This is a genomic window from Sorangium sp. So ce124 (genome assembly GCF_051525235.1).
Classification (GTDB): Bacteria; Myxococcota_A; Polyangia; order Polyangiales; family Polyangiaceae; genus Sorangium; species Sorangium atrum.
On record NZ_CP150312.1, the window covers coordinates 12811756 to 12830806 of the forward strand.

The 19051-nt window shown below is 70.2% G+C and carries 14 protein-coding genes and 1 pseudogene; 5 read left to right on the forward strand and 10 right to left on the reverse strand.

The annotated features are described in order from the left end of the window. Positions 1 to 102: 102 nt before the first annotated feature. Positions 103 to 1506 (forward strand): protein kinase domain-containing protein, encoded by a 1404-nt coding sequence (locus WMF19_RS47985; RefSeq protein ID WP_437896469.1) that lies wholly within the window; start codon positions 103 to 105, stop codon positions 1504 to 1506. A 41-nt stretch (positions 1507 to 1547) separates the two neighbouring features. Here the strand turns inward: WMF19_RS47985 and WMF19_RS47990 are convergent, their stop codons facing one another. The 4 genes from WMF19_RS47990 to WMF19_RS48005 form a co-directional block, all read right to left on the reverse strand. Continuing rightward, complete coding sequence (locus WMF19_RS47990; RefSeq protein WP_272096166.1) at positions 1548 to 1976, reverse strand: CBS domain-containing protein; 429 nt, start codon at positions 1974 to 1976, stop codon at positions 1548 to 1550. Between the two features lie 258 nt (positions 1977 to 2234). Next, positions 2235 to 3140: a DUF6999 family protein gene (locus tag WMF19_RS47995; protein WP_437896470.1), complete on the reverse strand. Its 906-nt coding sequence runs from the start codon at positions 3138 to 3140 to the stop codon at positions 2235 to 2237. 1 nt (position 3141) lies between these two features. Continuing rightward, entirely contained in the window at positions 3142 to 3840 is a 699-nt protein-coding gene (locus WMF19_RS48000; RefSeq protein WP_437896471.1) for an iron-containing redox enzyme family protein, read from the reverse strand. A 28-nt stretch (positions 3841 to 3868) separates the two neighbouring features. After that, the gene (locus WMF19_RS48005; RefSeq protein WP_437896472.1) at positions 3869 to 4999 is read right to left on the reverse strand and encodes a beta-ketoacyl-ACP synthase III; all 1131 of its coding nucleotides are present in this window, start codon (positions 4997 to 4999) and stop codon (positions 3869 to 3871) included. A gap of 635 nt (positions 5000 to 5634) precedes the next feature. Here WMF19_RS48005 and WMF19_RS48010 point away from each other — a divergent pair. Then, positions 5635 to 7539, forward strand: a pseudogene (locus WMF19_RS48010) (transketolase); the annotation flags it as partial. Between the two features lie 102 nt (positions 7540 to 7641). Continuing rightward, the gene (locus WMF19_RS48015; RefSeq protein ID WP_437896473.1) at positions 7642 to 8388 is read left to right on the forward strand and encodes a class I SAM-dependent methyltransferase; all 747 of its coding nucleotides are present in this window, start codon (positions 7642 to 7644) and stop codon (positions 8386 to 8388) included. A gap of 383 nt (positions 8389 to 8771) precedes the next feature. Here the strand turns inward: WMF19_RS48015 and WMF19_RS48020 are convergent, their stop codons facing one another. Further along, entirely contained in the window at positions 8772 to 9233 is a 462-nt protein-coding gene (locus tag WMF19_RS48020; protein WP_437326150.1) for a hypothetical protein, read from the reverse strand. Between the two features lie 204 nt (positions 9234 to 9437). Beyond that, positions 9438 to 10166: a metallophosphoesterase family protein gene (locus tag WMF19_RS48025; protein WP_437896474.1), complete on the reverse strand. Its 729-nt coding sequence runs from the start codon at positions 10164 to 10166 to the stop codon at positions 9438 to 9440. Between the two features lie 247 nt (positions 10167 to 10413). Here WMF19_RS48025 and WMF19_RS48030 point away from each other — a divergent pair, with 247 nt between their 5' ends. Together WMF19_RS48030 and WMF19_RS48035 are read left to right on the forward strand one after the other, a co-directional pair. Further along, positions 10414 to 12960 carry a DUF2169 domain-containing protein gene (locus WMF19_RS48030; RefSeq protein WP_437896475.1) on the forward strand — a complete coding sequence of 849 codons (2547 nt, stop codon included), beginning with the start codon at positions 10414 to 10416 and terminating at the stop codon, positions 12958 to 12960. Positions 12961 to 13062: 102 nt separating this feature from the next. Then, a complete protein-coding gene (locus tag WMF19_RS48035; RefSeq protein WP_437896476.1) occupies positions 13063 to 14013 on the forward strand; it encodes a hypothetical protein in 951 nt (316 codons plus the stop codon). 61 nt (positions 14014 to 14074) lie between these two features. Here the strand turns inward: WMF19_RS48035 and WMF19_RS48040 are convergent, their stop codons facing one another. From WMF19_RS48040 to WMF19_RS48055, 4 genes are read right to left on the reverse strand one after another with little or no spacing between them, the layout of a single operon-like run. Next, positions 14075 to 14476, reverse strand: a complete 402-nt coding sequence (locus WMF19_RS48040; RefSeq protein ID WP_437326155.1) for a DUF4150 domain-containing protein — start codon at positions 14474 to 14476, stop codon at positions 14075 to 14077. Positions 14477 to 14505: 29 nt separating this feature from the next. Continuing rightward, complete coding sequence (locus WMF19_RS48045; protein ID WP_437896477.1) at positions 14506 to 15147, reverse strand: DUF3540 domain-containing protein; 642 nt, start codon at positions 15145 to 15147, stop codon at positions 14506 to 14508. Positions 15148 to 15198: 51 nt separating this feature from the next. Beyond that, entirely contained in the window at positions 15199 to 16326 is a 1128-nt protein-coding gene (locus WMF19_RS48050) for a pentapeptide repeat-containing protein (RefSeq protein ID WP_437896478.1), read from the reverse strand. After that, positions 16323 to 19001 carry a DUF2169 family type VI secretion system accessory protein gene (locus WMF19_RS48055; protein WP_437896479.1) on the reverse strand — a complete coding sequence of 893 codons (2679 nt, stop codon included), beginning with the start codon at positions 18999 to 19001 and terminating at the stop codon, positions 16323 to 16325. The genes WMF19_RS48050 and WMF19_RS48055 overlap by 4 nt, the downstream gene beginning before the upstream one ends. Positions 19002 to 19051 lie beyond the last annotated feature (50 nt).

The window sequence follows — 19051 nt, forward strand, 5'->3', positions numbered from 1 at the left end:
CGCATCAGCGCGTCAACGAGCTTGGACACGGCGACGGCACGGAGGGTACCGCTCGTGTGGCAAGCATCGGCTTCCGGTGGACGATCTGACGTCAATCTCCCGATGGTGGACAGCGCGCGTGCAGTTGCGGCGCGCTCTGACCGCTCCGGCGACGCCGGTCCCGCTTCTTCTGCAGCCGGGCGGGGCGACGTAGCCCAGGACCCGCGGCGCAACCAGCTCGTCGCCGGGCGGTACAAGCTCTCGCGGCTGGTCGGACGCGGCGCCATGGGCGAGGTGTGGCTCGCGCACGACAGGGCGCTGCGGATCGACGTCGCGCTCAAGCTCCTCACGGTCCAGCGCGAGAGCCAGGCCGGCACCGCGCTGGAGCGCTTCCGGTTCGAGGCCCAGGTCGCGGCGCAGCTGGCGCAGAAGACGGACCACGTCGTCGCCGTGCACGACGTCGGCAACGATCCTGCCGTCGGTCCGTACCTCGTCATGGGCTACGTTCGAGGTCGGTCCCTGAGGCAGCTCATGCAGGAGCGGGGGCCGGTATCCCCGGCGGAGTTCGCCCCGCTCCTCGGCCAGATCGGAGAGGCCCTCTCCGTCGCGCACGGCCTGGGCATCGTGCACCGCGACATCAAGCCGACGAACGTGCTGCTCGAGGAGGAGCGCAACGGTGACGTGCGCGCCAAGGTCGCGGACTTCGGCATCGCCAAGTGGATCCGAAAGGAGCTGCCGGCCGACTTCCCCCGTCGAACCGTCGATGGCGTGGTGCTGGGCACGCCGGCGTACCTGAGCCCGGAGCACGCATGCGACGGGGACACCAGCCCGCACTCGGACATGTGGGCGCTCGCGGTCGTCTCGTACGAGGCGCTCACGGGCCGGCTGCCCTTCCCGGGCCACACCATGAGCGACGTGCTCGCCTCGATCCTGGCCAGCGCGCAACCGCCGCGGTCGGCGCTGTACCCGGAGGCGCTGCCAGCGCTCTCGGCCTGGTTCGCGCGTGCGTTCGCCCTGAACCCGGCGGAGCGGTTCGCCTCGATCGAGGCCATGGTCGCCGCCTACAAGGCCGCCGTCGGCCCGTCGCGTGCGCCGGCGCGAGCCGAGCGAGCCGAGCCCGCGCGCCGGGGCAAGCTGGGCCTCGCGGCCGGCGTCGTCGTGGCGCTTGGCGTCGTGCTGTCGACCGGCGCGCTGTGGGCGCAAGCCCAGGTCCCCGCCGCGCTGCGGGCGTCGAGCGTCGACGCGCGCGCCGCGTCCATCGTTCGCGCCGCGCAGGCGCGCATCGAAGCCCAGGCGAGCCCACGCCCAGCAGCGAGATCGGCTGACACCGCGGGGGTGGGAGCCGCCGTCCCCGCGCCCGAGGAGGCCGCCGTCCCCGCGGCCGCGCCGCGCCCCCTCTCCGCGCAGGCCGCGCGCCCGGTCGACCCGCGCCCGGCGCCGCGGAGCGCTCGCATCCCTCGCGGTAACCGCGCGACCGGCGCGCGAAGCGTGCCCACCGAACGCGAGCTGCTCAGGACGCGTCACTGAGCCGTTGTTGCCAACGAGCGCGTACGTAAAACGAGCCCGTTCTACGAGCGCGCCTCTCGCTGAGAGATCGAGCTCAGCAGCGCTGACGACCCTGCCCCGCCGTCCCGGTCGGCGATGTCCGACAGGCTGATGACGCCGACAGGGCGCTTCTGACCATCGACACAGATGATCCTCGACTTCTTGTGGCTGCTCATCAGGCGCGCGGCCACGTTCAGATCCTCGTCCGGTCCGCAGCAGACGACCTCTCGGGTCATGACGTCCTCCGCCCGTGTCGACGAGGCGCGACGGTGCTCGCCGAGCACCCGGATGGCGAGGTCTCGATCGGTCAGGGTCCCGATGACGGAGCCATCGTCGCCGCAGATCGGAACAAAACCGATGTTCCGCGCCTGCATCAGCTCGGCGATGTTCTCGACGGGTTCGCTCGCCTTGCAGCAGGCCACGTCGGTCTTCATGAGCTCGGAGCAATTCATTGTCTCTCCTCCTGGAATCGCACTCAGCATCGTGTTCGAGACGCCCATCGTCCCGTCTCGAAGACCAGCAAACGGCGGGCCATCACGCCGGCGAGGCACAGGTGTCGAGCTCGCGGCGCGCAGAGGATCGCACGTGGCACACGTCTCGCTGCGATCGAGCGGACACGAGGCGCGATCTTCTGCCCTCCGGCGGCCTCGACGCTCCTCCAGATTTCGCCCGGAGAAGCCTCGGTTCGAGGAGGAAGATTCAGGAGATCGTCACGGCGCGACGGCTCCCTCGGCCGCCGCTCTCTTCGCTTCTGCCTTCAGCTTCCTCAGGTGTCCGTGCAGGGTCTCGGAGTCGAGGCCATGTAGCGTCAACCGGAAGCCGGCCTCGAGCGTCGAGCTGGGCACCATGGGATGATGGTTGTGCACCAGGGCGACTGGCAGCAGGTCGTTCAGGATCTTGCCGACGTAGAGCGCGATGATCTCGTCGAGCTGCAGCGAATTGCTCGCCCGCCAGAAATGGTGGTCCGACAGGAACAGCGCATAGAGCGGCGTGTAGATCTCGATGGCGGTCTGCAGGTCGACGACGTTCAGCCAGGTGTTCGGGAGGTCGCCGATGCTCGCGTCGTCATCTGTGATGGCAGAGAAGTCGATCTCTTTCCGGGGCTCGATCTCACGCCCCTCTGCGCGAAGCTTCTCGTTCAGCTCGATGATGAAGTTGTAGAAGGTCAGATCGTGGACCGTGAACGTGTTGTCCAGGAGGTCCTCCAGCCTCCTGGTCCTCAGCGGCGTCGTCGTCTCGAGTTCGATGCCCGGGACGTTGTCCTCGATGAACTTCAAGATCTCCGTGCCGATGGTGAAGTGCCGCAGGATGAGGTAATTGGCCTCCGGGGCGACGAAGAGCCTCAGGCCCCAGTAAATGGACCGGTGCAACAACCACGGAGATTGCCAGCTCGCCGGGACAAAAATCTTCATGAGCTTGATGCCGGAGATCGACAGGCGGGCGAACGGCCTGATGATCGGCATCACGACCCTGCGCGTGGTGCTGCGCTGGCTCTTCAGGAAGGCGGCTTTGGCCCCCTCGTCGATCGGCAAGGACCGGTCCAGGTACAAGGCCAGCCACGGATCAGGATCCTCGGGGTCGTGCTTCATCTTCCTGAAAAGGCCCTGAAAGTCCATGTCAGTAGCTCCCGATCTCCTCGAGCTGGAGGCGGTAAAGTCGCGCGGTGACCCGGGCGGCCTTGAGGATTTTCGGCGCCATCCGCGGGAGGTTCAAGATACCACAGCGGAGCGCCTCTTCCAGCTCGCCCAGGTGATCTTCGTCGGCCTTCGCGTGATAGAGATAGAAGCTGACCGCCTGCGCCTCCAGGCGAAGGGCGGACCGCACATGCTCGGCCCACTGGGCCGCGACCCGCTTGCCGAGGCCCTCGATGATGTACATGGCGCCGAGGAGATCGAAGGGGTTCGGCTGATCGGCGCGATGGAAGATCCAGGCGGACAGGGCCTCGCTGCCGATGTTCAGCTCGTGCCGCGCGAGCCCGGCCGGGTCGCCGCCGCTCTTCAGGTAGTCTTCCTCCAGCATCAGGTAATCGCGATGCTCCGCGGCCGCGTGGCGGATGAAGCGCGAGCGCAGCTCGGCGAACTCGTGGCCGATGTTGGAGGCGGCGCGCGCGATCCAGAGCGCCCCGTTCATCACCTGCGCCCGGTGGTTCAGCAGGAGCTCGTGGTAATCGGCCAGGCGAATGCGACGCTCGATCACGCGCCGCACGATCGGGATGTGATGCACCTGGGACTCGAAATCCAGCCAGATGGACGACAGCCCGCGCAGGACGGCCTGCGGTGAATCTTCGTCTCGAGGCGACGTACGTTCCGGAAGCATCCTGGACCTCCCTGGTGATGACGGCGGGTCAGACGACCGTGAGCAGCATGAAGGCGATGACGCAGCGGCCGCTCTCCGGGATGAAGCCGAGGACCTGCTGGCCCGGCTGCAGATCCCGCTCCTCGATCAGCTGGTGCAGCATGAGGAGAATGGATGCGGCCCCCGTGTTCCCCTGGGAATAGAGGTTCGTGAACCAGCGAGCTTCGGGCACCATCGCCCCGGTCCTCGCGAGCAGCTTGACCATCTCTCCGCGGAGAGAGTGGGACGAGTAGTGCGCGAGGAAGTGGTCGATGGCTCCGGGCCTCAGACGTCGCCGATCCACGAGCTCCAGGTAATGCTTCGCCCACACGGGGAACATGCGGTAAAGCAGATCGAAGTCCTGCTTGAGGACGACGGCGCCCTGCTGCGCCGCGAGCGCAGGGCTGTCGTAGTGACTCCAGGGCTTCCTCTCACCCGCCCGGTTCCTGGAGGTGCCCGCGTACATGCAGGGGTCGAAGCGGTCGGCGTAGGAGCAGAGATCGATCCATTCCACCCTCAGGGAGCGGCGCCCCTCGTTCGGCCTGGTCTCCAGGAGCCAGGCGCCGGCCCCGTCGGAGAGGGTCCAGCGGAGAAACTCGGTCTCCATCAAGGCGGAGGAGTCCTCGCCTTCCTGCTCCCGACCGGCATAGAAGCCAGGTCGAAAGAAGCGACTGGAGAACTCGGCGGCGCAGGCCACGCCGCAGTCGTGCTCGCCCGCCTTCAGCTGGAGGTAAACGGACTTGAACGCCATCATGCTGCTGGCACAGACGCTCTGAAAGCTCGCGATCTCCATGGGTCGCAGGCCGAGCTCGCCGTGGACCGCGCTGGCAAAACCGGGGACGAGGAGGTCGCCCTGGGTGGTGGCCGCCGCCAGGAAGGAGAGCCTCTCCGCGGCGATCTCGCTGCGCGAAAGCGCGTCCCGGATCGCGCGAGCCGCCATGTCTGCGCTGCTGTGAAGGTGCACGCCGTCCGGCGTCAACGCATAATGACGTGTCTTGATGCCGTTCTGCCGCAGGACGAAGCGCCCGAGCCTGGAGCGTCTGTCGTTGATCTCACCGATGTACTGCTCCATCTCCTCGTTCGGGACCGGCTTGCCAGGCAAGAACGCGCCAGTGCTGGTGATGTAGACGGAACGATCCATGATCCTTCTCCGTGGCAGACATGGGCTTGGAGCTCGTCACGGCGGCATGCGGCATCAACACTACCTCAATCGCCCTCGCCGGGCCGAGGCGTAACCATGTCCCGTCCTCGCGCTCTCGCTCGCACCCGTCTTGGTCGGAACCTGCGCGATCGTGCTCCGGGCCGTCGAAGAGGCGAACCGCGCCGAGCTCGAGGGCATCCGCGCGCAGATCGAGCACGGCGTGCCTGTCGATGAGCTGAAGAGCTCGGCGCCGCCGCCCAGGTTCATCCGCATTCTACGGCCGGTCGGCGCCATCCATGCGGGTCGACTTGGCTGCCGTCGTCGGAGCCAGACTCGAGCTTCGTGCCCGGTGGCGCCCTGCTTGCATCAAGACGGCAGCGTCAGGTGCAGCCATGGCGCAAGAGGCCCCCAAGACACCCGAGAAAAGACGGCCAAAGCACGTACGCAGCCCCCTGAAAGACGTCGCTCCGAGCCGTCCCAGGGGAGCTCCTGCGCAGGACGATCGAGGGCAGGCGCCGGGGGCCGAAAAGGACCGCTCGCCCGCGCCGCCCGGCGAGCGGTCGACCCAGGCGCCCCACGGAGCGCCGCGGCGTGAGCACGAACCGCGCGGCGGGCGCGAGGGGCAACACCGGGGCAGCGCCGAGCAGGCTCACGGTCATCGTGAGCTCGCTCAGCAGCTTCGCGTCGATAGCCTCCGCTGCTCGACGATGGCCGGCTCCGGGCACCCGACCTCCAGCCTGTCGGCGGCCGATCTCATCGCGGTGCTCCTCCGCGACTACCTCCGCTGGGACCTGAGGCATCCGGAGAACCCGAACAACGATCACGTGATCTTCTCGAAGGGCCACGCCTCCCCGCTGCTCTATGCGATGCTCAAGGCGGCGGGCGTCATCTCCGACGCGGAGCTCCTGTCGTATCGGCGCCTCGGGAGCCCGCTGCAGGGGCACCCGGTGCCGACGCTCCCCTGGATCGAGGTGGCGACCGGCTCCCTGGGTCAGGGGCTCCCCATCGGCGTCGGCATCGCGCTCTCCGGGAAGTACCTGGAGAAGGTTCCCTACCGTGTCTGGGTGTTGCTCGGCGACAGCGAGATGTCCGAGGGCTCCATCTGGGAGGCGTTCGACCACGCGCGCCACGCGAAGCTCGGTAACCTCACTGCCATCCTCGACATGAACCGCCTGGGGCAGCGCGGCCAGACGCCCCTCGGCTGGGACTCAGCAGCTTATGCAGCGCGCGCCCGCGCGTTCGGATGGCGCGCCCTGGAGATCGACGGCCACGATCCAGCCGCCATCTCCGGCGCCTATGCCGAGGCCCTCCGCGCCTCGGACGCGCCCGCCCTGATCGTCGCGCGCACCGTGAAGGGAAAGGGCGTGTCCCTCGTCGAGGACAAGGACGGCTGGCACGGAAAGGCGCTCGACCGGGCGCAGTGCGCGCAAGCGATCGAAGAGCTGGGAGGCATTCGCGACATCGTCATCGAGCCAGAGGCGCCTGCGCCGGGTGAGCCTGCGCCGCGGCCCGCCGCCGAGCCGCTGAGGCTCCCGAGCTACGAGCGCTCCACGGCCGTCGCGACGCGGAAAGCGTACGGCGACGCGCTCGAGGCGCTCGGCGCTGCGCGCGCGGATATCGTCGCCGTGGACGCCGAGGTCAACAACTCGACCTTTGCCCAGGAGTTCGCGAGGGCCCATCCAGACCGCTATTTCGAGATGTTCATCAGCGAACAGCAGATGGTGGCCGCCGCCGTCGGGCTGAGCGTCCGGCGCTGGTCGCCCTTTGCGTCGACGTTCGCGGCCTTCCTCACGCGCGCCCACGATTTCATCCGGATGGCCGCCGTGTCGAGGGCCAATATCCGCGTCTGCGGCTCGCACGCGGGCGTATCCATCGGCGAGGACGGTCCGTCGCAGATGGGGCTCGAGGATCTGGCCATGATGCGCGCCATCCACGGGAGCACCGTGCTCTATCCGTGCTGCGCCAATCAGACCGCGCGGTTGGTCGCTGCCATGGCCGACCAGAAGGGCATCGTCTACCTCCGGACGACGCGCGAGAAGACGCCTGTCCTGTACGACGCGACCGAGGCGTTCCCCATCGGCGGGAGCAGGGTGCTGCGCGAGACACCCCACGATCGCGTGACGATCATCGCCGCCGGCATCACCGTCCACGAAGCGTTGAAGGCGCACGCAGAGCTCGAGGCGAGCGGGCTCTCCGCTCGAGTCCTCGACGCGTATGGCATCAAACCGATCGACGCCGCCGGCATCCGCGCGGCGGTGCAGGCCACGGCTGGAAACGCCGTCATCGTGGAGGATCACTGGGCCGAGGGCGGCCTTGGCGACGCCGTGCTCGAAGCCCTGGCTGGCGAGGAGCCCGTCGTTGCGCGCGTCGTCCACCTCGCCGTGAGGGAGATGCCTGGCTCGGGCACCCCAGCCGAGCTCCTGCATGCGGCGGGGTTGGATGCTTCCGCCATCGTCGGCGCAGCGAAGCGGCTCCTCTCCGACGCAGCACGCGCCGCGGGCGTGGGCCACGGGGGGGAGAGCGGGGGCCACATGTCCTGATGCGCGCGCGAGGAGGGCGTGCAGGCCGCGAAGGATCGGGCGCAAGCGCGCTGCGGATCGGTCGTCGGCCGATCATGATACAACGCCAGCGACAGGACCGACATGAGCGCTCTCTACGATCGCATCGGCGCGGGCTACTCCGCGACGCGGAGGACGGAGCCCCGCATCGAGGCGCTGATCAGAGGCGCCCTTGGTGATGCGCGCTCGGTGGTCAACGTGGGCGCGGGAGCCGGCGCGTACGAGCCGACCGACCGAGAGGTGCTCGCGGTTGAGCCCTCGGCGGCCATGATCGCGCAAAGGCCGCTCGGTGCGGCGCCGGCCCTCCAGGCCACGGCCGAGCGCCTGCCCCTCCCCGACCAGAGCTTCGACGCCGCCTTGGCCGTCAACACGCTACATCACTGGACCGACCTGCGGGCAGGCCTGCGCGAGCTTCGCAGGGTCGCACGCAAGCGAATCGTCATTTTCATGCGCGACCCGCCGAGCGGTGAGCCTTTCTGGCTCACCGAGGACTACCTTCCCGCGCTCGACCCGTCACGAAGGAACTCGGCCATTGTCGACGTGATCAGAGAAGAGCTCCCGTCCGTGAAATCGCTGCCCTTCCAGCTGCCTCGCGATTGCGCCGACGGTCTGTTCGCTGCGTACTGGGGGCGGCCGGAGATGTACCTGGATGCCGAGGTCCGGAGGAACATCTCGAACTTCGCGCTCGCGGAGGAGGGCGATGTGGCGAAAGGGCTCGCGTGGTTGAGGGCGGACCTCGCGTCGGGGGAGTGGGATCGCAAGTACGGGGCGCTGCGACGCCTGGAGTCGCTCGACCTGGGCCATCGCGTGCTGCTCGCCGAGCTGGCGTGACGCACCACCTGGGCAGAGCGTGCCAGCTCGTCTCCGGTGACAGAAGGGTGCCCTTCGTCTCGCGGTGAGCCGCCACGGCACCCGCGCGGGTGCCGTGGCGGAGGCGCGCACAAAAGAAAAAAAGAGCGCCCGTCCGACGGTGTGGGGGGGGAAACCGTCCCTCAGGCGCTCCGGTGTCATGGCTATGCAGGAGCTGGGCCAGGAGTCTCCTGACGGAGGTCTGTGAATTTACGTAGGCGTCGTCCGGGTGAGGCTTTCGTTTCTGGTGTGGTGGATTTCGTTGCTGAAGCGCCGGGGGACCGTTTCCCGCGAGCGGTCGCGCGGCGGCGCCTGCCCGAGCGTCAGGCGCGTGCTGCGCCTGGGCGGCCAGGCGAGCGCTGCGCCTAGGCAGGGCGGTGGGGCGTGCCGGCGATGGCTCCGACGCGGCGCGTCTTCGCCACGCGCCTCGCCTGCTGCCGGATGTGCTCCACGGCCTTCTCGAAGAAGGCGTCGGGGGAGGACTTGCTGACGGTGATCTGCTCTCCGCCGATGAGGACGACGAGGAGGCCCCTGTCGGTCCTGCCCACCGCGAAGAAGTCGACGGTGAACGGCAGCTCGTCCTCGACGGTGAGGGACAGCTGGCACTTCAACACCTCGCCGACGCCGGGCTGATTCTCGACGACGAACCGCTGCAAGAGCCCGTTCGCGTGGGCGTCCCCGGCGATCCGGTTGAGCGCCCACTTGTCCCTCGGCCAGGCCATGTGGTCGCGGAGCTCATATATCCACTGCAAGAGCTCCTCGGCGACCTGGCCGATCGCCGCCTTGGAGGCCTCATAGGACAGCTTGATGTGCTCGTATTTCGTCATCGGGGCTCCATCGCTCTCCGGCGCGCGCCCTCGAGGCTACCAGATCGCCGCGCCTCGCCGCACGCGGATCGGGCCCCTCGGCCTCGCCGACGCCGCGGGATCCCTCGGCGGAGCGCGCGGCGCGCGGCGTCGCGGGCGGCCTCGAGGCGCTCGCGCTGCCTGCTCTCGGCGCGCGCCGGGGCCGACCGAGCCGGCCGGGCTCGCTCAGGCGTATTGCTGCAGCAGCGCGCCGCGCATGGGGTTGTCGCAGGCCTTCACCGCCGCGCGGAGCGCGTCCCTGTCGACCGGCACCCTGTGCAGGCTGACGTTGACCGCGCCGCCCTTCGCCTCCACGGTCGCGTACTCGGCGTGATGCAGCAGCGTCGGCGGCCCGCCGTTCGCGTACTCCTTGAAGGGGAGCCCCACGCTCCCCGGGTTCACGAGGAGCGTGCCGCGGTGCTGGCGGAGCATCTGGAGGTGCGTGTGCCCCCCGGCCATCACCGTCGCAGCGTGGCCCGCGAGGCGGCGATCGAGCTCCTCCGGCGGGGTGTTCGCGAGCAGATCCTCCATGTGAGACCGGGGCGAGCCGTGGAACACGAGGAGCGTCGAGTGGGCGTCGAGCGGGATCTCGAGGCGCGCCTGGAACGTGCGCAGGAAGGCGAGCTCGTCGCTCGACAGCCGATCACGGCACCAGTCCACCGCGTCGACCACGATGGGGGCCTCGGTGTAGGTGCGGATCAGCTCAGGATCCAGCATGAACTCGTCGTGGTTCCCGAGGATGCAGGGGCCCCCGAGCTCCTGCAGCATGTCCAGGATGGCCGAAGGCCGCGGTCCCAGCGTCGCGACGTCGCCGAGGCAGATCACCTGATCGACGCCCGTCGCCTGGATGCTGGCCAGCACGGCCCTGAGCGCCACTTCATTGCCGTGGATGTCGGATATCAGCGCGATCCGCATGGTGAAAACCTCCCCTTCGGCGGCCATCGAGACGTTGGAGCGGCTCTCGGCGCCTCGCGGCGTCCGATGGGCGGATTCGTGACGATAGACCATGTCAGCCGGCGCCTCCAGCCCCTCACGGCCGGGCGGGCGCGGCGCGTGGCAGCGCGGTGGTGCGACGGCGCGACGGCTGGCGGCGATGGACACGCGCATCACAACGGCGAAGTCTCCCTGTCCGCGCCGGACCACGAGCGGGTAGGATCGGCGCGTGCGCTCGCTCTGGCCGGTGGACGTCGTCGCCTTGAATCCCGTGTCGTGCGGCGCGGTCCTGTGGCGCATCGGCGGCGTGCTGCGCGTCACGATCATCGTGAAGGCGACGTTTGCGCTCGGCGCAGACGGCGACGCGGATCTCGTGGCGCCCGAGCCCGTCGAGCGCGAGGACCGCTTTCACGACGATGACCCCTCGCGGAGCCTGCGCGCGGCGAGCGACATCGCGCCGTACCTCCCCGGCGCGGGCGTCGTGCTGACCGGGCGCGCTCATGCGCCGGGCGCGGTGCCGGTGACCGCGCTCTCCGCGAGGCTCGCGCTCTTCCGCGATGGACCGCTGCTCGACAAGACGATCCACGTCTTCGGCGATCCGGCGCCGGGCAGCGGCGCGCCCGCACCGTTCCAGACAATTCCGCTCGTGTACGAGCGCGCGCCGGGCGGGTCCAGCTTGCCCTGGAACCCGGTCGGCGTCTCCGAGGCCGCCGATGGGACGCGAGCCGACGCGCTGGATCCAGCGGCGCGCTCCGGTCGAGCGCGCCCGAACCTGGTCAATCCCGCGAACCCTCACCGGCCTGCGTGCTTTGGACCGATCGCGCCTCACTGGCCCTTGCGGAAGCGGCTGTTCAACGGCCTCGAGCCCGGCGCGGCGGGGCCCTCGGTACAGCACGGCTCGCCCGGCGCGGACCCCGCCCTCGCCGAGCGCGCGAAGGTGCTTCACCTTCCCGATGATTTCGACTTTCGCGCCTTCAGCCCGGCGCCCTTCGATCAGCAGATCCCCTTTCTTCAGGGCGATGAGTGGATCCTCATGGAGCACCTGAGCGCCGGGAGAGCGCGCGTCCAGACGCGCCTCCCGGCGGCGCGCGCTCGCGTGCGCCGCTATCGCGTCGATGCCGCGCGGGTGAGCGGACCGCAGGAGATCTCGCTGATGGCCGACGCGCTCGTCATCGACGGTGATCGACAGACCGCCTCGCTGGTGTGGCGGGGCAACTTCGCGATCGAGAACCAGGAGGTCCTCCAGCGCATCCGCCTGCTCGCGGGCGTCGAGACGCGCACCGCGACGGTCTCCTGGCCGGAGCACGGCGCGTCGCCCCTCGGGGAGCCTGCGGTGACACACAGGAGCTCGACGCCGGCCGCGCCCGTCCCCTCGTCGAGAGCGGCGCCCGCCGCGCTGGCGATGACCGGCGCCCTCTCGAAGGTGAGAGCGCCCGTGCTCCCGTTCCGCGATGTGCCTGCCGCGCCGCAGGCTCCTTTCTCCCTCCTCGTGAACGGAGGCTCAACTCTACCGCTGGGCCAGCGGGTGCCGATCCCCGAGGACAGGCTCGCGGAGCTCGGGGCAGAGCGGGCGCGGTTCCCGGTGGCCGCGCCGGGTACGAGCGGGATGCGCGGGGAGGCACCCATCCCGGGCGCGCCGTGGAGCCCCGTGCCCGCGCCTCCGCTCGTCCTCCCGGGCGACCCTCGATCCTCGCAGGGGGCGCCCACGCTGGTGGGCTCTCGACCTCCGGAGCGGGGTGTCGCGGAGCCGGCGCCGCAGCCGGAGCCGGGTCCCGCCGCAGCTCCTTGGCCGGAAGCGTCAGGGTCGATGCTCGTGCTGCGAGAGCCCTCGAAGCAGGCGGCGGCCATTCCGGTGGTGGAGACGGCAAAGCCGGAGGCGATCGGCGTGCAGATCGAGGCGGCGCTGCCGACACCGGCCGAGGTGGCGCCGCCGGAGAGGGGGGCGCCGCCGGTCGACGTCGCGCCGCCAGCGCCTGCTGGGCTGGCGCCACCCGTGGACGTGACGCCGCCGGCCGCGATCGAGCCGCCTTCGGCCATGGCGCCGATGGCATCGATTCCGCCGCTCGCCGGGCAGGACGCGCGGAAGCGCGCGGAGGCGAAGCTCGCTCAAGGCCAGGCGCTCGACGGAGACGATCTGTCGGGCGGCGACCTGTCGGGACTCGACTTCAGCGGGCGATCGCTCGCGCGGTGCTCGCTGCGCGGCGCCAAGCTCCGTGGCGCGCGCCTCGCGGGCGCCACGCTCGTCGAGGCGGTGCTCGACGAAGCGGACCTCCGCGGCGCAGATCTGTCCCGCGCCGTCCTCACGAACGCGCGCGCCGACCGAGCGGAGCTCGTCGAGGCGGTGCTCGAGGAGGCGGACCTCCGCGGCGCCTCGCTCTCCAGGGCGAACCTCGGGCGAGCACGGCTCGCGCGCGCCCGCGGCGATGGCGCGACCCTCGCCGCGGCGAACCTGGAAGGCGCCGACATGGAGGGATCGCGCTTCGTGGGGGCCTCCTTCGCCGACGCCAACCTGCGGGAAGCCAAGGCCGACAGCGGCGATTTCACGTCGGCGCGGCTCGATCGCGCCGATCTGGGCGCGGCCTCCTTCCGCAAGGCCCGCCTCGTCTCCGCGGTGCTCGCGCATGCGCGGCTCGACCTGACCGATCTCCGCGGCGCTGACCTCGCGCGCGCCAACCTGCACGGGGCAGCACGGCGAAGGGCCAAGATCGCGGGCGCGAACATGAAGGATATCGACGAGACAGCGCCGGTGGCCCCCGATGACCCCGAACGCTCGTGAGCGCGTCCGGGCGGAGCGCGCGCAGGCGGCGCAGGCCCGGCGCTGCCCGGTCCGCTCCGGTGCGGCGGGGCGTGGTGCGGTCGCCTTGCGAGGAGCCATGAGATGAACGGTGATCCCGAGGCCGCGCTCGCGCGTCAGTTCCGCGAGCTCGCCGGCGCGCCCAAAGAGACCGAGTGGCCCGTCGACTTCCATTTCAACATCGGCGGCTCCCCGGTCCGCGTGACGTATTCAGTACAAGACTTCATCCGGCTGAGGTCGCCGTACGCGCCCGGCGCGCAACGGCCCGTGGACGGCGCCCAGGCGGCCTATCGCGACCCCGCCGGCGCGCCGCTCTCTGCCGTCCGACCGATGAGCATCGAGCTGCGGCCCGAGACGTCCGAGCACCGCGCTGCCAAGGCCGCCCTCGTCTCGACCGAGGTCCAGACGGGCGATCCACCGTTCGATCACGAGGTCTCTATCCACTCGCCGAGCGATCCCCACGTCGTCCAGCGGGTGCTCGGCTCGCCCGAGCTGCGCGCGAGCGTCCGCGCGCTGCTGGCCGAGGGGTTCTCGAGCATCGAGCTCGACGACGAACGAGGCGAGATCTGCGCGCATCTCCAGGCGTTCACGGACAGGCACTGCAGGCCCGGCTGCGCCGCGCGCATGCTCGATGCGTTTGCCGCGATCGCCCGCAACGTCCCTCCTGTGGCGCGATCGTCCGCGCCGCGGCCGGCGGACACCGGGCGCGCGCTGCTCCTCGTCGGCGGCGTCCTCTGCGCTGTTCTCCTCTTGCTCGGCGTGCCCGCCTATTTCCTCGCAGCGGGAGATCGCTGCGACTTCGAGAACAACGGCGGCGCGAGCGTGCTGCTGTCGTGGGATGGGTGCTTCACGCCCGTTCCTCTGGGCATCGCGGCGGGGCTCCCCGTCGGGCTCGCGCTCGCAGCCGCCCTGTCGAGCCTCATCCGGGGCCGGTCGGACTCCCACGAGCGCGCGTCGTCCGCCCATGCGATCCTGGTCATCCTCGCCGTCCAGCTCGCGATCGCCCTGTCCGCCGCCGTGCTGTGGGCCACGTAGCCAGCCGGGCGCCCGCGCGCGCAGCTCGCCTTCCGAGGCCCAGATCGCGCGGCTGGCGCGCTCACGGCGCGAGGACGATCACGTTGGTCACGCTCGGCACGATCTTGGCGCCGGGCGCGTTGGTGTTGTTCTGGATGGTCATGCTGGTGAGCCGCGCCAGCGGCATCCCCCCGACCACCACGGTGAACGCCGCTGTCACGGTGCGCGCAGGCCCCATGACGGTGCCAGAGGCGACGCCGGTCGCCAGCCCCGCGTTATCGCCGTTCGTGAGGACAGGCATCGTCGCCATGTTGTGCGCAGGCGTGCACGTCATCAGGACGTTCGGCACGAACGCCACGTTGGTGGGCTCGAGGCCGATGTTCGGGTAGGGGACGGGGATCGGGGCCGGCGCGGGCGGAGCCGGCGTGAGGCACACGTCAGGAAACGCGAGGCACATGCCGCCCGCGCTCGTCTTCGCCAGCATATCGGGTTCTCCTCTCTTCGGCGCAGCGATCAGCCGAGGTGGATCTGCTCGCCGTCGACCTTGGCGAGGACACGGGCCGAGATGATCGCGTTCTCGCCGCGAATGCCGACCAGGTTCTGGGCGCGCAGATCGATGGTGCCCGCGCGCGTCTGATCGACCTCCTCGACGAAGCGGAACACGCGTTTGACGCGTTGCGTCAATCGTGTGAGCGCCGTGTCGGCCTCCTGCGCGATGAGCGCGATCTTCGTCACTTCGGCTTGCACCAGCCTGCCGAAGAACCCGAGCTCATCGATGGCCACAGAGCCCTTCCTGGCGCGTACCTGCACCTCGGCGCCGGTCACGGCGACCTCGCGCGCGCCCGCGATGTCGATGCGCTCCGAGGCGCAGACCGCGAAACGTCCCCCGCGGGCCTGCACCACAAGATCGCCGTCGGTCGCGAGCTTCGTCGGCGCGCCCTCGCGGCCGTCGAGCACGGCCAGCACATAGACCCCATCCGGCTCGATGGCGCAAAGCACCTTGTCCCCGACGTCGGGCGCCACGAGGCAGCTCTTCGCGCGCCGCGCCTCGCAGCTCCCCGAGGAGAGCCGCACCGCGAACGCCGCGCCGACCCGCTCGACGCGCCCCGTCTCCATGTAGGTCTCTGGGCTGGCCAGCTTCTTCGCTGCTGTCATGATCTGTCGACCTCTCGCTTCCTCGTGTGCGCGGCGGAGATTCTCCGCGAATCATCGTCTCTGGGGGCGTTCATCGGGTGTCCCTGCGTCGCGAGGGCTGACGACGCCCTGGCTCTCCTCTTCGCGCGCCGCGCCGTGCCTGGGCTGCCACGTCTCCAGCCGGGCCAGGGCCTCATCGTCGCCGAGCCAGCCCGCGCCGCGGGGGAGCGCCGCGCCTGCGCGCTTCGCCAGATGAAACCGGGTGCGGTGGAGGCCGGCTCCCGAGAAATCAGCGCCCGACACGTCGGCGTGAGAGAAATCCGCCTCGCGGAGCTTCGCATTCACGAACGACGCTCCGAGCGCGAGCGCACGACCGAAGTAGGCCTCCTCCAGCGTCGCGCCGGACAGGTTCGTCCTGGTGAGCTCTGCTTTCTCGAAGACCGCCTGCGCGAAAATCCCGTTCACGAGGCGCGCCCGTGGCAGCTTCGCCTCACCGAAGAAGCACTGCGGCCCATGGGCACCCTCGAACGTGGCGTCGCGAAGGTCGGCGCCCATGAAGTTGCACTGGGTGCAATCGACCCCCGCGAAGCTCGCGCCCGCGAGGTCGCTCTTCATGAACTGTGTCCGGAACAGCCTTGTTCCAGCGAAGCTCTTCGGTCCCAGCTTGGCCTCGACCAGCGTGGTCAACGTGAGATTGGCGGCTGTGAGGTCGGCTGTGCGGAGGTCGGCGCGGTACAGCGTCGCCTTCTCGAGGTTCGCGCTGGCGAAGCCCGTCTGGTCGGCGTCGATCTCGACGAGGTTCGCGCGGTCGAGGTTCGCGCCGGCGAACGATGCGCCCCGGAGCGACGTCTTCACCCAGCTCGCGAGCGGGGCCTCGGCCTCCGCGAGCGACGCGCCGGCCGCGGAGCACTCGGTGAAGCTCGCCGCGATGAGCTTGCCGCGATCGAAGCGCGCGCGGTCGAGGCTCGATCGGAAGACGCTCGCGAGATGCAGGTCGGCGCCCGTCAGATCACACCCGGTGAAATCGCAGCCAATGAAGACGGACTCCTCGAGGCGCGCGCCGCCGAGCGCCTCGGGGAACCGCACCTCCTCGAACAACGCGCCCGAGAGATCCGCGCCGGCCAGCGCGAGGTGCGACAGATCTTCGCCGCGCACCGGCTCTCCATGCCGGATCTTGTCGAAGAGCTCGTCCCGATTCATGCGCCGCTCCTCGGAGGGACGTCCGCTGTCGGCAAGAAGCGCACGTGATCGACCTCCGCCTCCGCGAACGTCGTCCGGCCGTCACCCACCACACGGGAGAGATCGGCTCGGGCCAGGTTCGCCCCCGTGAAGTTCGCGCCGGCGAGGCGGGCCTTCGAAGCGAGCGCGTCCATCAGGTTCGCCCCGAGGAGCGACGCGTTCGCGAGGTTCGTGCGGATGAGCAGGCTGCCTTTCAGCACCGCGCGTTCGAGGCTCGCGCCGGCGGCGTCACACTCGGACAGGTCAGCGCCGCCGACGTTGGCCCGGTCGAAGCGCGCGCCCTCCAGCGCCGTCCCGCGGAGGTTCGCCTTCTCCATGTCCGCGTCGCGGAAATCCGCCCTGGGGAACGCTGATCCGTGCACGATGGCGCCCTGGCGGAAGCGCGCTTCACGGAACGAGACGCGATCTCCTCTGCAGCTGACGAACGTCGTCTTGAGCAGCGTCGCTCGCGAGAAATCAGCGTCGTCCAGCGTGCACTCGACCAGGTTCGCGTCCGACATGTCCGCCCCCGCGAAGCGCGCGCCGGTGAGGTCCGCCTTCAGCATGTTGCAATGACCCAGCTGGGCGCCCGACAGATCGACCGCGCCGATCTTCGCCTCGAGCCAGTCGGCGCCGGTGAGGTTCGCTCCGGCGAACCGCGCGCCCGCGAGCTCGGTGCGGCTCAGGACGGCCTCGGTGAGGTCGGCGCGATCGAGGATCGCGTCGCGCAGCACGGCGCCGCCGAGGTTCGCGCCGGAGAGCCGGGCTCCGGTCAGGTCCGCGCCGCCGAGGTTCGCCCTGGCGAGCACGGCACCAGCGAGGTTCGCGCCGGAGAGATTGCAGCCCGACAGGTCGGCCGCCTCGAGGAAGGCGCCCGACAGGTCGGCGCCGTTGAGGCGCATCCCCGCCAGGTTCGCCCCCGTGAAGTCACGGTTCGCGAGGCTCTCGTTCGACTCCATCGCGAGCGAGATGACGATTCGCGCCCGCGCCGAGGCGTCGGGATCCATCGCCCCAGCCGCCGGCTGGAGGTGCGCGAAGCTCCGGTACATCTCGCGCAGGCGCTCTTCCTGCTGCACGATCTGCGCTCGGTAGCCCGGGTCGGCGATCGCTTGCTCGAGGTCTTCCAGCGCGCCCCCGTCGGCGCGGGCCTCCTCGGCCATCGACCGCAGCTCCTCGAGATGGGCGGCGGCCGAGAACCTGGGGGGGCCGCCGCCCGTCTTCTCGGCTTCGGCCATGACGGCGTCGTAGTCCTGGCCCATCTCCGCATAGAGCTCCCGGGCCCTCTCGCGCGCTTCCGCCTGTTTTGCGTCGACGCTGTCGAACGCCAGATCCGCGCGCGCGGACTGCTCCTCCATGAAGGTGGCGAGCGCGTCGAGATCGTCGAGCGGCGGCGGCTCCTCGGCTGGCCGCAGCTCGGCGGCGCCGTGGTCCGTCGGGTCGATCCCCGCGGCTTCGAGGCGCGCGCGCGTCTCCGCGAGCTGCCGCTCCTGGCCGCGGCGCGCGTTCTTCAGGGCCAGATCGTCGCCCTTCAGCCACCGGCCCATGTCGATCTCGCCGAGGCTGACGTTGGGTGTGACCCCCGAGGCGCGCGGTGGCATCAGGTCGCTGTCGGAGATGCCCGCGAGGGCGCCCTTGTCCTTGTCGAGCCGGCGCGCGAGCACGTGCTGGTAATGCTCGGCGGGGCGGGGCGATGACGGGTCCTCGCAAGCACACACGAGGTGAACGATGTCTGCCGCGTCGTCCTCGGCGATCGGGAGCGCGCCGTGGAAGATGATCACGCCGAGCCCGGCCGCGGGGAACAGCCACACCGTGTCGCAGCGCAAGGCGATCTCGTGGAAACGCTCGCCGTCCCTCGTCCGCTGCGTGACGAAGCTCCGCGCCGAGAGCCCCGGGAGACGCCCGTCGATGCGCGGCTCGCTCGGGTGCATGTTCTCGACGGACAGCTCCTCGTCGCCCCGGAAGAACCCGTCGATCCACTGATCCTCGGGCGCCACGTTGAAGAACGTCGGATCCGCGTCGGGGGGCAAGCCGGGGAAATGCTCCTTGAGCCAGTCGTCGTCGTAGGTGCCGGCGCGCTTCCTGCGCTGCGCGAAGGTGATGTCCATTGGCAAGAAGCCCGCCGGCTCCGGGCGCTCCGAGGGGGCGCGCATCATGAACCCAGCCCCGTAGCGCTCGACGTTCGGCAGCGGCTGCGCGGCGCGCCCGTTCACCTCGATCGCCTCTGCGCCCTTGCCGTACGGGTTCCGGTCGTACCTGGGGCCGCCGAACGCGTGGGCCCAGTCGATCGGCAGCGTCGCGATCGGCGCAGGGGGCGACGGCGCGCCGCCCTGCCAGAAGCGATCGCCGACGACGGCGAGGCGCTTGTCGACGGCTCCGACCCGCGCGCGCACGTAGGAGGCGGGGAGCGGCTTGCCCCCGGGGGCAAAGAAGTGGCCGCACACGAGCAGCTCGCCGCGCGTCTTGGCGATGCCCTCGTCGATGACGCCCTGCGCGCCGAGCTGGGTGGAGATAGCCGTCCAGAACGAGAGCTCGTCGAGGAGCGCCCGGGGCTCGGCCAGCGGGAACGCCAGCATGGCGCCGAGATGGAAGGTCGGCTTCCGCGCCACCTCGATCACGCGGTGGAGCACGGGCATCTTCATGGGCTTGATGACCTTCATGGCGCGTCGTCGCTCCCCTGGGCGGCCGAGCGGCGCCCCTCGCACGGGTC

Excerpts from the sequence above, each read along its gene's own strand:
- WMF19_RS47985 (WP_437896469.1), top strand. The coding sequence starts at position 103 with ATGGTGGACAGCGCGCGTGCAGTTGCGGCGCGCTCTGACCGCTCCGGC.
- WMF19_RS47990 (WP_272096166.1), bottom strand. The coding sequence starts at position 1,976 with ATGAATTGCTCCGAGCTCATGAAGACCGACGTGGCCTGCTGCAAGGCG.
- WMF19_RS47995 (WP_437896470.1), bottom strand. The coding sequence starts at position 3,140 with ATGGACTTTCAGGGCCTTTTCAGGAAGATGAAGCACGACCCCGAGGAT.
- WMF19_RS48000 (WP_437896471.1), bottom strand. The coding sequence starts at position 3,840 with ATGCTTCCGGAACGTACGTCGCCTCGAGACGAAGATTCACCGCAGGCC.
- WMF19_RS48005 (WP_437896472.1), bottom strand. The coding sequence starts at position 4,999 with ATGGATCGTTCCGTCTACATCACCAGCACTGGCGCGTTCTTGCCTGGC.
- WMF19_RS48015 (WP_437896473.1), top strand. The coding sequence starts at position 7,642 with ATGAGCGCTCTCTACGATCGCATCGGCGCGGGCTACTCCGCGACGCGG.
- WMF19_RS48020 (WP_437326150.1), bottom strand. The coding sequence starts at position 9,233 with ATGACGAAATACGAGCACATCAAGCTGTCCTATGAGGCCTCCAAGGCG.
- WMF19_RS48025 (WP_437896474.1), bottom strand. The coding sequence starts at position 10,166 with ATGCGGATCGCGCTGATATCCGACATCCACGGCAATGAAGTGGCGCTC.
- WMF19_RS48035 (WP_437896476.1), top strand. The coding sequence starts at position 13,063 with ATGAACGGTGATCCCGAGGCCGCGCTCGCGCGTCAGTTCCGCGAGCTC.
- WMF19_RS48040 (WP_437326155.1), bottom strand. The coding sequence starts at position 14,476 with ATGCTGGCGAAGACGAGCGCGGGCGGCATGTGCCTCGCGTTTCCTGAC.
- WMF19_RS48045 (WP_437896477.1), bottom strand. The coding sequence starts at position 15,147 with ATGACAGCAGCGAAGAAGCTGGCCAGCCCAGAGACCTACATGGAGACG.
- WMF19_RS48050 (WP_437896478.1), bottom strand. The coding sequence starts at position 16,326 with ATGAATCGGGACGAGCTCTTCGACAAGATCCGGCATGGAGAGCCGGTG.
- WMF19_RS48055 (WP_437896479.1), bottom strand. The coding sequence starts at position 19,001 with ATGAAGGTCATCAAGCCCATGAAGATGCCCGTGCTCCACCGCGTGATC.